This window comes from Rhizobium sp. SG741, assembly GCF_012275435.1.
Classification (GTDB): Bacteria; Pseudomonadota; Alphaproteobacteria; order Rhizobiales; family Rhizobiaceae; genus Rhizobium; species Rhizobium lusitanum.
This window is the reverse complement of record NZ_JAAZQP010000002.1, coordinates 96,016-112,259: the sequence shown is the minus strand read 5'-3', so window position 1 is coordinate 112,259 and position 16,244 is coordinate 96,016. Positions and strand designations below refer to the sequence as shown.

Sequence of the window (16,244 nt, the reverse complement as noted above, 5' to 3'; positions counted from 1 at the left end):
AATGACGAGGTGTCGTCAACAAATGTCCTGGCTGCTGCCAGGTCGTCGAACAAGGGAAGCGCGCCTGCGCCTATCCGCGCCGCCTGGCGCCATCAAAGAAGAGCAGCATGGCAAGTCCGACCACGCCGGCAACCGCTCCGATGACTGCCGTTCCCGAATAGCTGCTCGTAGCGGTTCCGAGCGCAAACAGGAGGGCGCTCAGGCCGGCGCTGAGGAAAATATTGACCGATATGAGGGCGCTGCCGAGCCCCGGACGCTCGGCGATCAGATCCTGCAGATAGGTGATGGGAATGCTGATGAGGGCAGCCGCTCCGATGCCGCTGATAAGGGTCAGCGCATAGACGTGCCAGGGCGCCGATGCCAACCCGAGCAACAGCAGGTAAACGACATAGATGACCGTGCCGAGGGCCAGCGCTGTCACATGGCTCATGATCCGTTGGGCGCGTCCCCACACGACGATGAATATGACTTCCAGAAGCGCAACGATCCCGACGAGCACGCCGATATCGGCGACGGAGCCGTGGGCGGCACCGGTGACGATGAGAGGCAGAATGGCACCATTGACATGAAGCGTGCTGCTGATCAAAGCCACCGCGATCACCCGCACAAAAACCGGCGGCGAGATGCCCTCGCCGAGTGCCGCGAGATAGGAGAGATGGCGCGTTGCCGCCTTGTCGGTGCCGCTCTGGCGGGGAAGGAAAACCGCAATCAATCCGAAACAAACCGCACAGGCCAAACCGGCGAAAAGATAGGCGGGTAACATGCTTGCGGAGTTTGCGAGCAGCGCCCCGGTGATACCAGGCACGAGAACCCAGGATAGCGAAATCATCGCCCTGACGCCCGAATTTACGGTCGCCACGTTGTTGCGCTCCATCCCATTGGTCGCGACCCTGACATTGGCAAACAGCAGTGAATTGAGGGAACCGTAGATCGGAAGGAGAAACAATGCGGCGAGAATGAAGGTCGCCTGCGTGGGAACGACGTAGACCGCGCCATAACCCAGGATGCCGAAGAGCGCGACCGTCAGCATCATCGTGCGATATTCACCGATCCTGTCCGCCAGGTTTCCCAGCAGAATGCTGACGATGACGTTGACCGCAGCCGCACAAAAGATCAGTGCCGAATATAGCCCATTGCTCAGGCCGAGTTCGCGAATACCCACGACGGACTGATAAGGCGATGTCGCGGCTCCGGCAAAGCCGAAGGCAAAGATGGCAAGCATGCTCACCCGGATCGTCGGGTCGCGGAATACTTCGGGAATGAGGCGGGTCATCGGTTGTGTCGAAGGTCTGTCAAATCACCCGTCTTGCGGGTGAGCGGCTTTTAGCAGGTTTGAGCCCGACGGAAACGTGCAAAAATAAATATTGGCTGCACTGGCGATGCTGCATATCGGGAGCTGGATGGAAGGACGCCTCGCCAGAAACCCGATGGCAATTGGCGGCTCTTGTGCACCTGGCTCCCATACCGGGGCCGCAGCCTGACGGACGCGATCAGTTCGCAAGGAAAACGTAGCGGGCTGTATAGGGTTCAAGATGCATCGCGCCCGGTTGGTCGCATGCGCCGGAGAATACGCCGCCCTTCGTGTCCAGACGCTGCACCGCCGTCACCTTCGACAACACTCCATCACCCCGATGTTCGACGACATCGAGCCTCAGAATGGCGATGTCGTTCTTTGTGGCACCTGGAGCCTGGCTCGCGACCTTGCCTTTGATGGAGCTGCCATCGGCAAACTCCCAACCGGGGCCTGCAAAATGGCGCCCGACGGTCGTGCCGTCCTGCAGCAACGTTGCCAGCGGCTCGCGGAACTGCCAGCTCATCTTATTGTCCGAGCCGGTTTTGCACTCGTAGATCTGAACGCCTTCGGCATGCACGGTTGCAACTGACGTTGCGTCCTTGACCTCTATATTCGCGGGGAGGTCGGCAGCGTTGGCTCGCTGAGAGTTGGCCGAAATAGATGCTGCGACTGCCAGACAAGACACGAATAGGCCGACGGAAAGAAGCTTCATCCTTCGAAGTCGCTTGCCAAGCCGGATTGTGGCGACGCCAGATCTGCGAAAATATAGAATCTGCATGATATGCTCATACTCCTCGTTCATCCCAGGCAAGTCCGGTTCGCCTGCGGGCGAACGATTCCTGCGCCCCATTTCAAGTCCTGAATTCGAGCAGGATCAAGCTGGTGGTCCCACACCATAAAGTGACCCCGAAGTGAAACTGCCGGTGCCGGATCCAGCATATAGCGCCTGCACGCATTATGCGGCTGCACCGGCTCGCAGGTTCAGCCGAAACCGAAAATAGTTTCGCTTTGAGCAATGCCCTGGGGGTGGAAAAGAAGATTATTGTCATTGACGGTCGGGAAGCTCATCCTCCCCGGCTCTTTTTCTCGCGCCGGCGGTCGGTGTCTGCCTTGGCTGCGGACACCACCATCGATTTGATTTCGAGACCTACGCAAAAGCCTGGGCGAATTCTCGCCGTTACAGCTCTGACGTTATGGTTTCACGCGGTCCGGATGCGCTGCCTGGAAGGCAGGCAGTTCGGCGCACCGGCCATCGATTTCAACGATGCGCTTGAGGTCGGTCATATCGACTCCCCAGCGGCGGGCATTGTAGACTTGCGGGACAAGGCAAAGGTCCGCCATCGTCGGCCGATCTCCAAAGCTGAAATCCCCGTTGAATTCGCCAAGCATCGCTTCCAGCTTGCGAAGTCCATCCGCAATGAAATGCTTCATCCATTCTCCGCGGGCTTCGGCCTTGTCCGTTATGGTCATGACATAGGCTGCGACATGCGTGTTGCATATCGGATGGATGTCCATGGCGATCGCGTAGGCAAGTGCCCGCACGTGCTGGCGGCCTGCACTATCCGCCGGCATCAAACCGCACTCCGGCTGAAGCTCCGCCAGATATTCGATGATGGACAGCGACTGCGTCAACGTTCTCCCATCGATCACCAGCGCCGGTATGAGCCCCTGCGGGTTGAGCGCCAGATAGTCCGGGCCTCTCTGTTCACCTTCCAGCAAGTTGATCGACACGGTCTTATGGTCGATCTCAAGCATATTGAGCGCGATGCGGACGCGATAGCTCGCCGACGATCGCCAATAGTCGTAGAGAACGACCTCATTCATTGCAGCTCCGATCCCCCATGTCTTTCGACGCTCTGCTCGATTGCCCCGAAGATCGAATGCCCTGCCCGGTCGTGCATCTCGATGCGGACCTGATCGCCGAACCGCAGGAAGGGAGTCTTCGGCGCTCCGTTTTCGATGGTCTCGATCATCCGGATCTCGGCGATGCAGGAGTAGCCGGCACCGCCGCTCTCGACCGGCTTGCCCGGACCGCCGTCGAGCTTGTTGGACACCGTTCCCGAGCCGATGATCGTTCCGGCCACAAGGTCACGGGTCTTGGCGGCATGGGCGATCAGCTGGCCAAAATCGAACGTCATGTCGACACCGGCATTCGCCTTGCCGAATGGCTTGCCGTTCAAGGTCACGAGCAAGGGGAGATGCAGTTTGCCGCCATCCCACGCCTCCCCCAGTTCGTCGGGCGTGACCGCGACCGGAGAAAATGCCGATGCAGGCTTGGACTGAAAGAAGCCGAACCCTTTTGCCAGCTCTTGCGGAATGAGGCCGCGCAGCGACACGTCGTTGACGAGCATCACCAGGCGGATGGCGCTCCGGGCAATCTCCGGACCCGAACCCATGGCGACGTCGCCGACGATGACGGCGACCTCGCCCTCCATGTCGATCCCATAGGCCTCGTCAGCCGCCACGATCGGATCGCGCGGTGCGAGGAAACTATCCGAGCCGCCCTGGTACATCAGCGGATCGGTCCAGAAGCTTGTCGGCAACTCGGCACCGCGCGCCTTGCGCACCAGCTCGACATGATTGACATAGGCAGAGCCGTCAGCCCACTGATAGGCCCGTGGCAAAGGCGATGCGGCGTCATGCTCGTGGAACCTCAGCGTCGGCTGGGCACCCGTCTCGATACCCTCGGCAACCTGCGCGAGTCTGGGCGCCACATGCTCCCAATCGTCGAGGGCAGCCTGCAGGGTGCGGGCGATATGACCGACCTCGGAGCAGCGGGTCAGGTCGCGGGAGACGACGACAAGCCGCCCGTCCCTCGTGGAGTCTTTCAAAGTCGCGAGCTTCATGTGCTGGTTCCACCGTAAGAGGATGCGTGGCCGATCTTCACTTGATTCCGGGCGTGCCGTCGAACCTGCGCTCCAGGCCATCCCAGCACTCCAGGTAATTGTCCTGCAACGTTTCCAGTTCCGCCGCGTATTTCGTCACCTGCTGCGGGTACCGGGTCTCGAACATGAAGGCCATGGTATTATCGAGCTTCACGGGCTTGAGTTCCGCATTGGATGCCTTTTCGAAGCCCGACGCATCCGGCCCGTGGGGAAGCATCATGTTGTGCAGGCTTATACCACCAGGCACGAATCCCTCTTCCTTCGCATCGTATTGACCATGGATCAGCCCCATGAATTCGCTCATGATGTTGCGGTGGTACCAGGGCGGACGGAAGGTGTGTTCGGCGACCAGCCAGCGCGGCGGAAAGATCACGAAATCGACATTCGCCGTGCCCGCTGCTTCGGTCGGCGCGGTCAGTACCGTGAAAATCGACGGATCGGGGTGATCGAACAGGATCGCGCCGACCGGGGAGAATGTCCGCAGGTCGTATTTATAAGGCGCATAATTGCCATGCCAGGCCACCACATCGAGGGGCGAGTGGCCAATGTCCGTCACGTAGAATTTCCCGCACCATTTGACATGCACGCGGCAAGGCGTTTCCTTGTCCTCGAACGCGGCGACCGGTGTCTTGAAGTCTCGCGGATTTGCCAGGCAGTTCGCGCCGATCGGCCCGCGATCCGGCAGCGTGAATTTCGCGCCGTAGTTCTCGCAGATATATCCGCGCCAGACCTTCTGGTCGCCGGTGCGCAGCACCTTGAACATCATGCCGCGCGGGATGATGCATATTTCCAAGGGCTCGACATCGATGACGCCCATTTCAGTGAATATTCGAATGGCGCCGATCTGCGGGACGACCAGCAATTCGCCATCGGCATTGAAGACGTAGTCGTCCACCATGTCCTCGTTGAAGACATAGGCATGAGCGGCCATCCCTGTCTGGGTCAGGACATCGCCAGCCGTCGTGATCGTCCGCACTCCCTCGAGGAAGCTCAGCTTCTCGTCGGGCACCGGCACGGGACCCCAGCGGAGTTGGCCGAGCGGAAGCGAATGGTCGTCCAGACAGGGCGCGGATTTCCAGAGCGGGTAGGAGGTGTTCGAAAAGCGCCGGGTATGGCGCACGCTCGGACGGATGCGATAGAGCCAGGACCGTTCGTTCGTCCCGCGCGGTGCCGTGAAAGGCGAGCCGGAAAGCTGCTCGGCATAAAGACCGTAGTTGCATTTCTGGGGGCTGTTCTGGCCTTGCGGCAAAGCGCCGGGAAGCGACTCGCTTTCGAAATCGTTGCCGAATCCGGGCATGTATTTGAGGTTACTTGCCGCCAGAGCCTCATGGTCGGAAGTCTTAGATATCGTCTGGTCCATCGCTCAATTCCTCCCGAAAACTGAGGGCGACCCCATGCAATCGCCGGGTCGCCTAGAGATCATTCGGCCGCCGTGCCGATGACGCCGCGCTTGATCTGATCTGCCTCGATCGACTCGAAGAGAGCACGGAAATTGCCTTCGCCGAAGCCCTCGTCGCCTTTGCGCTGAATGAATTCGAAGAAGATCGGGCCGATGACCGTCTTGGAGAAGATCTGCAGCAGGATCTTCGTCAGGCCGCCATTCACCACGCCTTCGCCGTCGATGAGGATACCATGCTTCTTCATGCGGTCGATGGGCTCGTCGTGGCCGTTCACACGCTTATAGGACATATCGTAGTAGGTCTCCGGCGGACCTGGCATGAAGCGCAGGCCACTATCGGCAAGCCTGTCGGTGCCTTCGTAGATGTCTTCCGTTCCCACGGCGATGTGCTGGATGCCCTCGCCCTTGTACTTCTTCAGGAACTCCTCGATCTGGCTTGTGTCGTCCTTCGATTCATTCAGCGGAATGCGGATCTTGCCGCAGGGAGACGTGATCGCGCGGCTCACCAGACCGGTGATGCGCCCGTCGATATCGAAGAAGTGAATCTGCTTGAAATTGAACAATTCGCGATAAAATGCCCACCACTTGTCCATGTTGCCGCGAAAGACGTTGTGCGTCAGATGGTCGAGATAATAGAAGCCGACACCTTCGGGATGCGGGTCGCGCTCGCCCAGCCAATCGAACTCGGCATCGTAAGCCGATCCCTTTTTGCCATAGGTTTCGACGAAATAGAGCAGCGAACCGCCGATGCCGACAATTGCCGGGACATCGAGCGCCTTGTCATTCCCTTCATAGGGAACAGCACCTTTTGACACGGCATGGTCGAAGGCGTGCTTGGCATCAACGACCCGCCAGGCCATCGACGGAGCAGCGGGGCCGTGTTCTGCCGCGAAACGGGCGGCATGGCTGCCCGGCTCGGCATTCAGCACATAATTGATATCGCCTTGACGCCAGACGGTGATGTCCTTCGTCTTGTGCTTGGCAACAGGAGTATAGCCCATGCGCGTGAAGAGCTCACGCAGCTTCTCGGGCTCGGGATGAGCGAATTCAACGAATTCGAAGCCGTCGGTGCCGGCCGGATTGTCGGCGGTAATTTCCGACGGCGGCGCGTCATGCGGAAAAGGACCCATTTTCTCCTCCTCGGAAGATTGGACTCTGTCTATGCAAAGTGTGGCCCAAAACGCATGCAAAGTTCTTGCATTCTTCATGCGAAGCGAAAATATTATACACGATCTGTGAGGATTTTGGAAGTTTTGCGCAATGGATGAACAACTCGACAAATTGGATCTGCGCCTGCTGCAGGAACTCCAGAAAGACGGCCGGCTGACGAACAACGAACTGGGCGAGCGGATCGCGCTTTCACCCTCGCAATGCTCGCGCCGGCGAACGAGGCTGGAAGCCGAAGGATATATTCGCAGCTACCAGGCAAACCTCGATCGGCAGAAGCTCGGTCTGGATATGCTGGTGGTTATCTCCGTGACGCTTGCGACCCATAACAGGGACAATGCTCGCCGATTTTCCCAGCTGATCAACGGGCTGCCGGAAGTTCTCGAAGCCTATGCGCTGACGGGTGAGATGGACTACCACCTGAAGGTCGCGACACGCGGGCTCGCTGACCTCTCGAGATTCGTCAACGACATCCTGTTGCCGCACGAGTCGGTGCAACACGTAAAGACTTCCATTGTGCTCGATACGCTCAAGACATTCGAAGGGTTCCCGGTGCTCATGCCGCACAGCTGACATGGTGGCGCGCATCCGGCCTGACAGACGCTAGATCGGCAATTCGGTCGAGAATTTCAGCTCGCGCAGCACAAAGCTCGAAACGACCGTGCGAACGCGCCGGTTGCGCAGCAGGTAATGGGTCATGAACGCCTCGTAGCTTTCCACGTCCTTCGCCCTGATCTTCAGCATGTAGTCGAAGGCGCCGGACAGGGCATAGCATTCCATGATCTCCGGCCGCTCCGATACCACCGATGCGAAAGACGCCACTGTCTCCTCGTGATGGTCCTCCAGTGTTACATGCGCGATCACACAAAGCTTGAGATCGAGTTTGCCGGGATCGAGCAGCGTCACTCGCTTGCGGATGACACCCTCCGATTCCAGTTCCTGGATCTTCCGCCAGGTCGAACTCTGCGACATACCGGCCTTTTCCGACAGGTCTGCCAGCGAAAGACTGCCATCGGCCTGGATCGATTGCAGAAGCTTGCGGTGAGGATTCCCAGATTCTTTCATCTTCTGCACCATTTTTGAGAAGATTTACCAATACCACGTCCATTTTTACCGGAAAAGGAAAGAATTTCCCGCGAACTCGGTTCATAATTGGAAAGATACCGCAGCATCTGGGAGGATCGAGCTATGGTCAAGGAAAGCAGCTACACCGCCAAATTGCCAGGCCCGGATGGCTTATACGCCTATACCGTCGAAGAAGATGCGATATGGGGCGAACTCTATCGGCGTCAGTTGAAGCTGCTCGCCAATATGGCCTGCCGCGAATATCTGGACGGCGTCAAAACCCTGGGGCTGAAGCCGGACAAGGTGCCCCAGCTGCGCGACGTCAACCGCCGCCTGAACGAAACGACGGGCTTCGGGGTGGAAGGCGTGCCGGCGCTCATTCCGCCTTCCCGCTTCTACGAGCTCCTGTCGCAAGGCAAGTTTCCGCTCGCCACCTTCCTTCGCCGTCGCGAGCATATCGACTATATCGAGGAACCGGACCTGTTCCACGAAGTCTTCGGCCATTGCCCGCTGCTGACCAATCAGAGTTATGCCAATTTTGTACGGCATTTCGGCGAAACCGCCGTTCGCCTCGGCAAGGGCTATTCCTGGCACCTGTTCCGCATCTTCTGGTTCACCGTCGAGTTCGGCCTGATCAATACGCCGGAGGGCCGTCGCTGTTTCGGCGCGGGCATCGTCTCCTCGCCAAGCGAAGCGAAGGCGGCGATGGAAGGCAAGGCGTGCGAGTTTCGGCCGTTCGATCTGCTGAGCGTGCTCAGGACGCCCTACCGGATCGATATCGTCCAGCCGATCTACTACGTCATCGACAGCTTCAGCGACCTTGAAGCGATCGTCGATGAGGATATCGAAGGCCTGATCCTCAAGGCAAAGTCGCTGGGCGATTTCCCGCCCGCCTTCGAAGCCAAGGCCTCGTGAGCCGCTGACGACAAGGATCGGCAGCCCACGTTCCGGCTGCCGATTATCCGATACGCATCGTCAACCATGTCCTAGACTTGTCGCTTATAGGCGAGAACGAAGTCGTGGTTAACCTCCCAGAACTTGCCTGAAAACTCGAGCTGCCTTGCCCTCGCCTGATCTTCAGTCAGCCTGAACTTGGCAAGCAGGCTCTCCTTCACGCCGAAGACAGCATCCGAATGGATGTAGGGATCGTCCGGATCGAAGATGTGGGTCGTCAGCGTTTCAAAACCATCGGCCGAGATGATGTAGTGCAGGTGCGCCGGCCGGTACGGGTGGCGGCCGAGCTGGGCCAGCAACTGGCCGACAGGTCCATCATCCGGGATCGGATAGTATTTCGGCTTGACCGCCCGGAACCAGTAGCTTCCGTCTGCCCCAGTGCGGAATATCCCGCGCAGATTAAAATCAGGCTGAAGACCTTTTTGCTGGACGTCGTAGAAGCCCTCGTCATTGGCCTGCCAGACATCGATGACCGCATCCTTGATAGGGTTGCCCTCGATATCAAGGATGCGGCCGGAGATCACCATATCCTCGCCCTTGCTGTCAAGGCAGATGTTGGCGCCCATTGGCAATTCCGGCGCGTCGGCGACATGGAACGGACCCAACACCGTGCTCTCGGATGCGCCTGAAGGCTTGCGGTTGTTGATGGCGTCGACCAGCATCGATACGCCAAGCACATCCGAAAGCAGGATGAATTCCTGACGCCATTCGTTGCACATCCCGCCTGTCCGGGTGAGGAAGAGGATCGCCTCCATCCACTCCTCCTGGGTCGGCTCGATCTGCTTCACCGCCTCATGTAGTTTGAGCGTAATGACCGACATGACCTCCTTCAGCCGTTCGCTCTTGGCGTTGGCGTTGCGGCCGGTCACGACCTCGACCGAGTTTTCCTCTGTGAAATATCCTTTTTCATGCGCTTCCATGATCAGTCACCGATCCAAAATGGTGTTCAATACGCGGCGCATTTCGCCGACGGGATCGGCGATGGTACCGTCACAGCGCCAGGCGACATGATGGTCCGGACGAACGAGGATCGCGCCGGAATCCCGGATTTCACGCGCCCGCGCCCAATCGCCGGTGTAGTCCTGCCATTGCTGCCGCGGACCGATCTTGTGCGCAATGAGCTCGATGCCGAATTCCTTAGCAAGCGCCCTTGCCGCCGCAAGCCAGGCATCGCCGCCGATGCCGGTCAGCACGGTAAACCGTCCATGGCCGGTAATGTCGAGCGTCGACACCTTTTCCCCGTCGGGGCCGAAGAGCCAGGTATGCGGCAGGCGTGCGCCGGGCCATGTCGTCGGCTGATAATGCAACTCCGCATCCGTCTCGAAACCGGGCTCCGGTTGCCCGTCGGTGACGATGGCATCCGACCGGTAACGCTGATTCATTTCAACGCCATGCGCATCGAACTCATAGACCTTGGCCGCAATCGCCTCGCGGATCTCCTTGCGCTGCCGTTCGGCGTCGGGCGTGTCATCACAGCGGGCATCCATGTTCTGCTGCATCTTCACCGGATCGACGGAGTCCAGAAGGCCGCACGCCCTGAAGATCGGCCCGAACTCCTCGATCGACTTGTTGGCACGGGTAACGATCTGCTTGGCGACCGGCGCCCGCTCCGCCTGATAGCTGTCGAGAAGACCGCGGCCCGCCTGCCCCCTGATCACCATCGCCAGCTTCCAGGCGAGATTGAAACCGTCCTGAATGGACGTGTTGGAGCCAAGGCCGTTCGAGGGGGGATGGCGATGGGCGGCATCGCCCATGCAGAACACCCGGCCGTTGGACATAGTGGTGGCGTACATGTTGTTGACGGTCCAGGTCGACACCGATTTTATCTTCGGCTGCAGGTCGGCAACGCCGGTGAGGTCCCGCACCACCCTGATCGCAAATGCGTCGTCGACGGCCGGAGGCGGTTCGTTGATGTCATAGCCCCAGACGATCAGCCACTCATGCCAGGGCCGCACCATGCGCACGAGGCCCATGCCGATGCCGCCGACATCGGCTCCCGGCTGCAGCACCCAGTAAAGCACAGAGGGACGGCGCGAAACATAGGGCGAGAGATCCGCCTCGAAAAGGATGTTCATCGAGCCCGCGACCCCCATCTTTCCCTCGAAGCTGAGACCGGCATGCTCGGCAACTTTGGAATTGCCGCCATCGGCGCCGATCAGAAATTTCGAGCGCACGGTGACTTCCTTGCCCGTCAGCCGATCGAGGCATGTCGTGGTCACGCCGTCCTCGTCCTGCACGTGGCTCAGATATTCCGTCGACATGCGCGCCTGCGCGCCACGCGAACAGGCGGTCTTGAAGAGCAGCGGCTCCATGAACGTCTGGGGCAGATCGTTCATATGGCTCGGCGATGACAGCTGGTGTTCCGCCTGCGAGAGCGGATGCGTGCCCCAGCTCTTCATGCGGCCGATCTCCTCGCCGTTGATCGCCGTGCAGAAGACGTTTTCGCCCATGAGCTCCTGCTCGGTCGCGAACATATAGGCTTCGTCCTCCACATCGCGGCCGAGATCGCGCAGAACCTCCATCGTACGCTGGTTGGTGATGTGCGCCCGCGGTGTGGTGGCCAGCCAGCGATAGCGGTTGATCACCAGAGGCTCCAACCCGTAGCTGGCCAGCAATGCGGCCGTCGCCGAGCCGGCAGGCCCTGTGCCAATGATGAGAACGTCGGTCGTGATGTCAGCCATTTGGCCCTCCCTTTGCTGTTTGTGCGAGCGGTCTGCCCTTCAAGACACGGCGGACCGGAAAGAGTTCGATGCCGGTGCGCTCGCTGACCAAGCCCCAAAGGCCGCGCGGCGCAAACAGCATGGTGGCGATCGCCAGCGCACCGAGCAGCAGCAGGTACCAGGACCCATAGCTTGCGAGCGCATTCTGGAGGAAAAAGAACAGGATCACACCGAGGATCGGCCCCTCGATCGTTCCGATGCCGCCGATGACAACGATGAAAAGCACATAGGCTGTCCAGTCCGTGAGCGAGAAGGCGGCATCCGGGGAGATCCGGCCCTTCTGCAGATAGATCAGGGCACCGACGATGCCTGTCAGAAAGGCCGTGGCGAGATAGACCGTCACCTTCATGCGCCTGGCATCCACACCCAGCGCGCGGGCGGCGGTTTCGTTGTCGCGCACAGCCGCCAGGCCGAGGCCCTGCTTGCTTTTGAGCAGGCGATAGACAAAGCCGATGGTAACCGCGACCATGATCAGCGCCAGCCAGAAGGTGAGAGCATCGGCGGCAAGCGCTGCCTTCATGCCAAACCAATCCTTGAGCAGCGCGATGCCGGCCATGTCCCTGGCCGCCTCACGCGGCAGGGAGGTTCCCGTGCCGCCGCCGAGCATCTTCCACTGGGCAAGCACCAGCCGGCCGACTTCCGCGATCACCCAGGTGCCGATGGCGAAATAGGGTCCGTGCAAGCGAAACACGAAGAAGGCGGTGGGGACCGCGAGAAGTGCCGCAACCACGCCGGCCAGCAGCACCGCGAGGATCGGGTCCATGCCGAGAAGGGTGACCAGTCCGAAGAGAGCATAGGCGCCGCAGCCGACGAAAAGCTGCTGCCCGACGGAGATCAGCCCGGCATAGCCGGCAAGAAGGTTCCAGCTTTGTGCGAGCGCCAGCATGGTCAGAATGAAGAACAGGTCCTGCAGCACACCGCGCGAGACCACGAAAGGCGCGAAAGCCAAGCCCGCCAGCACGAGGAGAGCCACGCCTGCAAAGCCTGTCGAAAGCCGCGTTCCTATTTCGGTGCGCCAAGGGGTTTGCGACCCGTCTTCTGCCATCATTGTTTCGAAACCTGACGTCATGGGACCCTCAATCGATCGCTCGCGGGAAAAGACCACGCGGCTTGCAGACGAGTACGAGGAGGAAGGCGATGTGACCCGCCAGGATCTGCCACTCCGGATTGATGGCGGCGCCGAAGGTCTGCGCAACGCCAAGGATAATACCGCCCGCCAGCGTGCCCCAAAGCGAGCCGAGACCGCCGATGATCACGGCCTCGAAAGCATAGATCAATCGCGACGGTCCGGCGCTCGGATCGAAATTCGCGCGGGTTCCAAGATAAAGGGCGGCGATCGTGACGACGACCATGGCGATCCCGGTCGCCATGGCAAAAATTCGCTCGGGGCGGATGCCCATCAACCCTGCCGTCACGGGATCATCGGAAGTGGCTCGGAACGCGCGGCCGATCGAAGTGCTGTAGATCAGCCTGTTCAGCACGAGGATGACAAGAATTGCCGAGGCGAACGTCAACAGAGGCATGAGGCCGATATTGAGGCCGGCAAGCGGGATGGAGGCCGTCTCCAGTGCGCCGGCCGACACGCGGCGGCTGTCGGCACTGAAGCCTTCCATGAGCCCGTTTTGAATGACGATCGAGAGGCCGAAGGTGACGAGCAGCGGCGGCAGGATATCCTTGCCGAGAGTGCGATTGAGAAGAATGAATTGCACCAGCCAGCCGATCGCGAACATCAGCGGTGCGGCAATCGCGGCGGCAAGGAACGGATTGACGCCAAGCGTCGACACCAGCACCAGAATGAGAAAGGCCGCAAAGACGATAAGGTCGCCATGCGCCAGATTGACCAGCCGCATGATGCCGAACACGAGGCTGAGCCCGGCGGCGAACAGCGCGTAGAGCCCGCCGAGCAGAACGCCTTGGAGGATCGTATCAACCCAGTTCATGTTGATCGGCTCCGAAATAGGCGGCGTGGATCTGCGCCCGGTCGAGCTCTCCGGGGCGGCCGGTCAAGGTGATCCGGCCTTCCATCATGCAATAGACACGGTCGGACACGGCAAGCGCCTGGCCGATATCCTGCTCGACGATGATGATGGCGGCGCCCGTGGCGCGGATGCGGGGGAAGGCCGCATAGATATCCTTGATGACGACGGGCGCCAGACCGAGGCTCAGCTCATCGCACAGCAGAACCTGCGGATTAGACATCAGCGCCCGACCGATCGCCACCATCTGCTGCTGGCCGCCGGAAAGTGCCGTGGAAGGATTGTGCCGGCGCTCCTGGAGAATGGGAAAAAGCTCGTAGACGCCGCGCAGCGTCCACGGTCCGTCGACCTTGCGGCCGTATGTTCCGATCAGCAGGTTCTCCTCCACGGTCATGGAGGCAAACAGCTTGCGCCCTTCCGGAACGAGAGCGATGCCGCGAGCCATGACGTCGGGCGCCGAAAGCGCCCCGATCGGCTCGCCTTTGTAGACCACCATCTCAGGCTGGTTGCTGAGAACACCGGCGACCGATCGCATCAACGTCGATTTGCCGGCGCCGTTGGCGCCGATGACAGCGACCGTTTCACCTGCATCGAGGTACAGATCGACGCCGAAGAGAGCCTGGAAATCGCGGTAAAAGGCCTTGAGGCCGGTTATCTGCAGAAGGTTTGCCATCAGACCTCCATGCCGAGATAGATTTCGCGGACGTCGCGCGAGTTCATGATGGCGTCGGGCTTGCCGATGCCGATCACCCGCCCGAAGTTGAGCACGAGCAGGCGCTCGGCCACCGCCGTCAGCGCATGCAGCACATGCTCGATCCAGATGATCGTCACACCCCGCCGATGAACGCGTTTGATCGTGGCGATCAGTTGCCGGCATTCGCCGTCGGTCAGGCCGCCGGCGATTTCATCGAGCAGGAGAAGCTTGGGCTTGGTCGCCAGGGCACGCGCCAGCTCCAGTCTCTTTCGTTCCAGCAGCGACAGAGAGCCGGCAAGATTATTGGCCCTGCCGATGAGGCCCGTTTCGACGAGGACATCGGCGCAATAGGCTTCCACCTCGCGCTCGGACGTTCGCGAGCCGAAAGCGCCGGCGACCAGCAGGTTTTCATAGACCGTCAGCCGCTCGAAGGGCTGCGGGATCTGAAACGTGCGCCCCATGCCGGCAAAGCATCGCTGCATGGGAGGATCGCGCGTCACATCGCGACCATTAAATTCGATCGATCCGCGATCGACCGCAAGATTGCCGGTGATCAGATTGAAGAGTGTCGACTTGCCCGCGCCGTTCGGTCCGATGACGCCCAATGCCTCGCCTGCCTCGACCGAAAAGCCGATATTCTCGGCGACCACGAGCGCACCGAAAGACTTGGATACCTCGTTCAGTTCAAGCAGGGGCATGGCGCTCCTCCCGATTGCTGTTGCTCCACCACGTCGAGCGCGGGGCAACGGATTTGATGGCGGCGCGAGATCACGTCAGGGCTTCCAGCTTGCCGCCAAGCGGCACGTTGGGCGCCAGGCGGTTTTCGACCACGACGAGGTCATAGCCGCCATCGGTCTTCAGCCGCCATTGACCGCCGACCAGGGGTGTCTTGGCGACATTCTTCTGAGCGAACGGCGGCAGCTTGTCGCTCCCCCAGGCGATCGGCCCGACGAGCGTGTCCAGCTTAGTCTGGCCGATGGCTTTGGCAACGGCGTCGCCCTCACCCACATCCTCGGCGCGCTTCATCACATCGACAGCAAGTTCGAAGAGCGCATGGGCAAAGCCGATCGGCTGCGTCCAGGGACGGCCGGTCGCCTGCGTGAAGGCTGCAGCCACGTCGGCGGCCGTTTGCCCCGTCAGCGACGATTTGAACGGGTGGCTCGGCGTCCACCAGACCTCGGTCGACAGGTTATGGCCGGCATTGCCCAGCGCCGCCACCGTTTGCGGGAACAGGAGCGCCTTGCCGATCGACGCGATCTTTGGCTTGAGACCCTGCTGCTTGGCCTGGTTCCAGAAGGTGGTCAGGTCGGGCGGAATGAGCACGCCGGTCAGAATATCGGTCTGGCCCTGCTTGAAGGCATTGATCTGCGCGGAAAAATCATCCGTCAGGTTCTGGAAGCGGCCGGTATCGGTGAGATTGTAGCCGAGCTTCTCCAGCACGGGCGGGAAGCCCACGACCTTGTCGCCCCAGGCGTTGCCGTCGCCATCATTGGGGAAGAGGCCGCCGACCTTCTTGTTGGTCTCGATCTGGCTCCACATGCCGGTAAAGACGGCAATGATGTCCTCAAGCCCCCAGAAGAAGTGATAGGCATAGTTGAACGGCTTCCAGCTCGACGGGTCGCCGGGATTGCCCTGCTGGCCGATGAACCAGGGCTGCCAGGGCGCCACCGTGGAAATGCAGGGCATCTCCTCCGCCTCGCAAGTGGTGGACACCGGATTGGTGGTCTCCGGAGTCGACGAGACCAGCACCAGGTTGACCTCGTCGGTGACGATCAGTTCCTTCGCAACGGCAGCCGCCCGGTTGGGATTGGACTGGCTGTCCTTGACCACGACCTCGTAGCTGAGGCCGAGCTTCTTGGTCGTCGCGATAAAGTTGTCGATGACGAACTTGTCGGCCTCGCCGAAGCCGGCAAGCGGCCCGGTTTGCGGGCTGACATAGCCGAGCTTGATCGGTTTCTTCTGGGCAATCGCCGGTGCTGCGAAAGCGGATACCGCAATCGCGGTGCCGCCGGCGGCCGTGGTTTTCAGAAAATCGCGTCTGGTAAACATGTTTCCTCCCATAATCCCCTCTCCTCCCAAAGAGCGCGCCT

At 60.4% G+C, this 16,244-nt stretch carries 16 protein-coding genes; 2 read left to right on the top strand and 14 right to left on the bottom strand.

The features are described 5' to 3' along the window. Nucleotides 1-70 precede the first annotated feature (70 nt). From FHT29_RS05930 to hppD, 6 genes are all read right to left on the bottom strand, one after another. Nucleotides 71-1,273, bottom strand: coding sequence for an MFS transporter (locus FHT29_RS05930; protein WP_168599341.1), 1,203 nt, complete (start codon nucleotides 1,271-1,273; stop codon nucleotides 71-73). Between the two features lie 217 nt (nucleotides 1,274-1,490). Beyond that, nucleotides 1,491-2,006, bottom strand: coding sequence for a DUF3455 domain-containing protein (locus tag FHT29_RS05925; RefSeq protein WP_037193367.1), 516 nt, complete (start codon nucleotides 2,004-2,006; stop codon nucleotides 1,491-1,493). 479 nt (nucleotides 2,007-2,485) lie between these two features. Beyond that, nucleotides 2,486-3,118 (bottom strand): maleylacetoacetate isomerase, encoded by a 633-nt coding sequence (gene maiA / locus FHT29_RS05920; RefSeq protein ID WP_168599340.1) that lies wholly within the window; start codon nucleotides 3,116-3,118, stop codon nucleotides 2,486-2,488. Next, entirely contained in the window at nucleotides 3,115-4,140 is a 1,026-nt protein-coding gene (locus FHT29_RS05915) for a fumarylacetoacetate hydrolase family protein (protein WP_168599339.1), read from the bottom strand. The genes maiA and FHT29_RS05915 overlap by 4 nt, the downstream gene beginning before the upstream one ends. Nucleotides 4,141-4,177: 37 nt before the next feature. Next, complete coding sequence (hmgA, locus tag FHT29_RS05910) at nucleotides 4,178-5,539, bottom strand: homogentisate 1,2-dioxygenase (protein ID WP_168599338.1); 1,362 nt, start codon at nucleotides 5,537-5,539, stop codon at nucleotides 4,178-4,180. Between the two features lie 59 nt (nucleotides 5,540-5,598). Further along, on the bottom strand, nucleotides 5,599-6,708 hold the full coding sequence (gene hppD / locus FHT29_RS05905; protein WP_168599337.1) for a 4-hydroxyphenylpyruvate dioxygenase: 1,110 nt from the start codon (nucleotides 6,706-6,708) through the stop codon (nucleotides 5,599-5,601). Between the two features lie 130 nt (nucleotides 6,709-6,838). On the opposite strand from hppD, the gene FHT29_RS05900 reads away from it, so the two are divergent. After that, nucleotides 6,839-7,318: an Lrp/AsnC family transcriptional regulator gene (locus FHT29_RS05900; RefSeq protein ID WP_037193029.1), complete on the top strand. Its 480-nt coding sequence runs from the start codon at nucleotides 6,839-6,841 to the stop codon at nucleotides 7,316-7,318. Nucleotides 7,319-7,348: 30 nt separating this feature from the next. On the opposite strand, the gene FHT29_RS05895 is transcribed toward FHT29_RS05900, so the two are convergent. Beyond that, complete coding sequence (locus FHT29_RS05895; protein WP_037193369.1) at nucleotides 7,349-7,810, bottom strand: Lrp/AsnC family transcriptional regulator; 462 nt, start codon at nucleotides 7,808-7,810, stop codon at nucleotides 7,349-7,351. 123 nt (nucleotides 7,811-7,933) lie between these two features. Between FHT29_RS05895 and FHT29_RS05890 the strand changes: the two genes are divergently transcribed. Continuing rightward, the gene (locus tag FHT29_RS05890; protein ID WP_168599336.1) at nucleotides 7,934-8,725 is read left to right on the top strand and encodes a phenylalanine 4-monooxygenase; all 792 of its coding nucleotides are present in this window, start codon (nucleotides 7,934-7,936) and stop codon (nucleotides 8,723-8,725) included. Between the two features lie 71 nt (nucleotides 8,726-8,796). Here FHT29_RS05890 and FHT29_RS05885 read toward each other — a convergent pair whose 3' ends face one another. The 7 genes from FHT29_RS05885 to FHT29_RS05855 form a co-directional block, all read right to left on the bottom strand. Continuing rightward, complete coding sequence (locus FHT29_RS05885) at nucleotides 8,797-9,684, bottom strand: intradiol ring-cleavage dioxygenase (RefSeq protein WP_168599335.1); 888 nt, start codon at nucleotides 9,682-9,684, stop codon at nucleotides 8,797-8,799. Nucleotides 9,685-9,690: 6 nt separating this feature from the next. Next, nucleotides 9,691-11,445: an FAD-dependent monooxygenase gene (locus FHT29_RS05880; protein ID WP_168599334.1), complete on the bottom strand. Its 1,755-nt coding sequence runs from the start codon at nucleotides 11,443-11,445 to the stop codon at nucleotides 9,691-9,693. Further along, complete coding sequence (locus tag FHT29_RS05875) at nucleotides 11,438-12,553, bottom strand: branched-chain amino acid ABC transporter permease (protein ID WP_080760597.1); 1,116 nt, start codon at nucleotides 12,551-12,553, stop codon at nucleotides 11,438-11,440. The genes FHT29_RS05880 and FHT29_RS05875 overlap by 8 nt, the downstream gene beginning before the upstream one ends. Before the next feature lie 7 nt (nucleotides 12,554-12,560). After that, nucleotides 12,561-13,424, bottom strand: a complete 864-nt coding sequence (locus FHT29_RS05870) for a branched-chain amino acid ABC transporter permease (RefSeq protein ID WP_037193037.1) — start codon at nucleotides 13,422-13,424, stop codon at nucleotides 12,561-12,563. Continuing rightward, on the bottom strand, nucleotides 13,411-14,133 hold the full coding sequence (locus tag FHT29_RS05865; RefSeq protein WP_168599333.1) for an ABC transporter ATP-binding protein: 723 nt from the start codon (nucleotides 14,131-14,133) through the stop codon (nucleotides 13,411-13,413). Before FHT29_RS05865 ends, FHT29_RS05870 begins: the two co-directional genes overlap by 14 nt. Beyond that, nucleotides 14,133-14,852 carry an ABC transporter ATP-binding protein gene (locus tag FHT29_RS05860; RefSeq protein ID WP_092573608.1) on the bottom strand — a complete coding sequence of 240 codons (720 nt, stop codon included), beginning with the start codon at nucleotides 14,850-14,852 and terminating at the stop codon, nucleotides 14,133-14,135. Before FHT29_RS05860 ends, FHT29_RS05865 begins: the two co-directional genes overlap by 1 nt. A gap of 70 nt (nucleotides 14,853-14,922) precedes the next feature. After that, nucleotides 14,923-16,203: an ABC transporter substrate-binding protein gene (locus tag FHT29_RS05855; protein ID WP_168599332.1), complete on the bottom strand. Its 1,281-nt coding sequence runs from the start codon at nucleotides 16,201-16,203 to the stop codon at nucleotides 14,923-14,925. Nucleotides 16,204-16,244 lie beyond the last annotated feature (41 nt).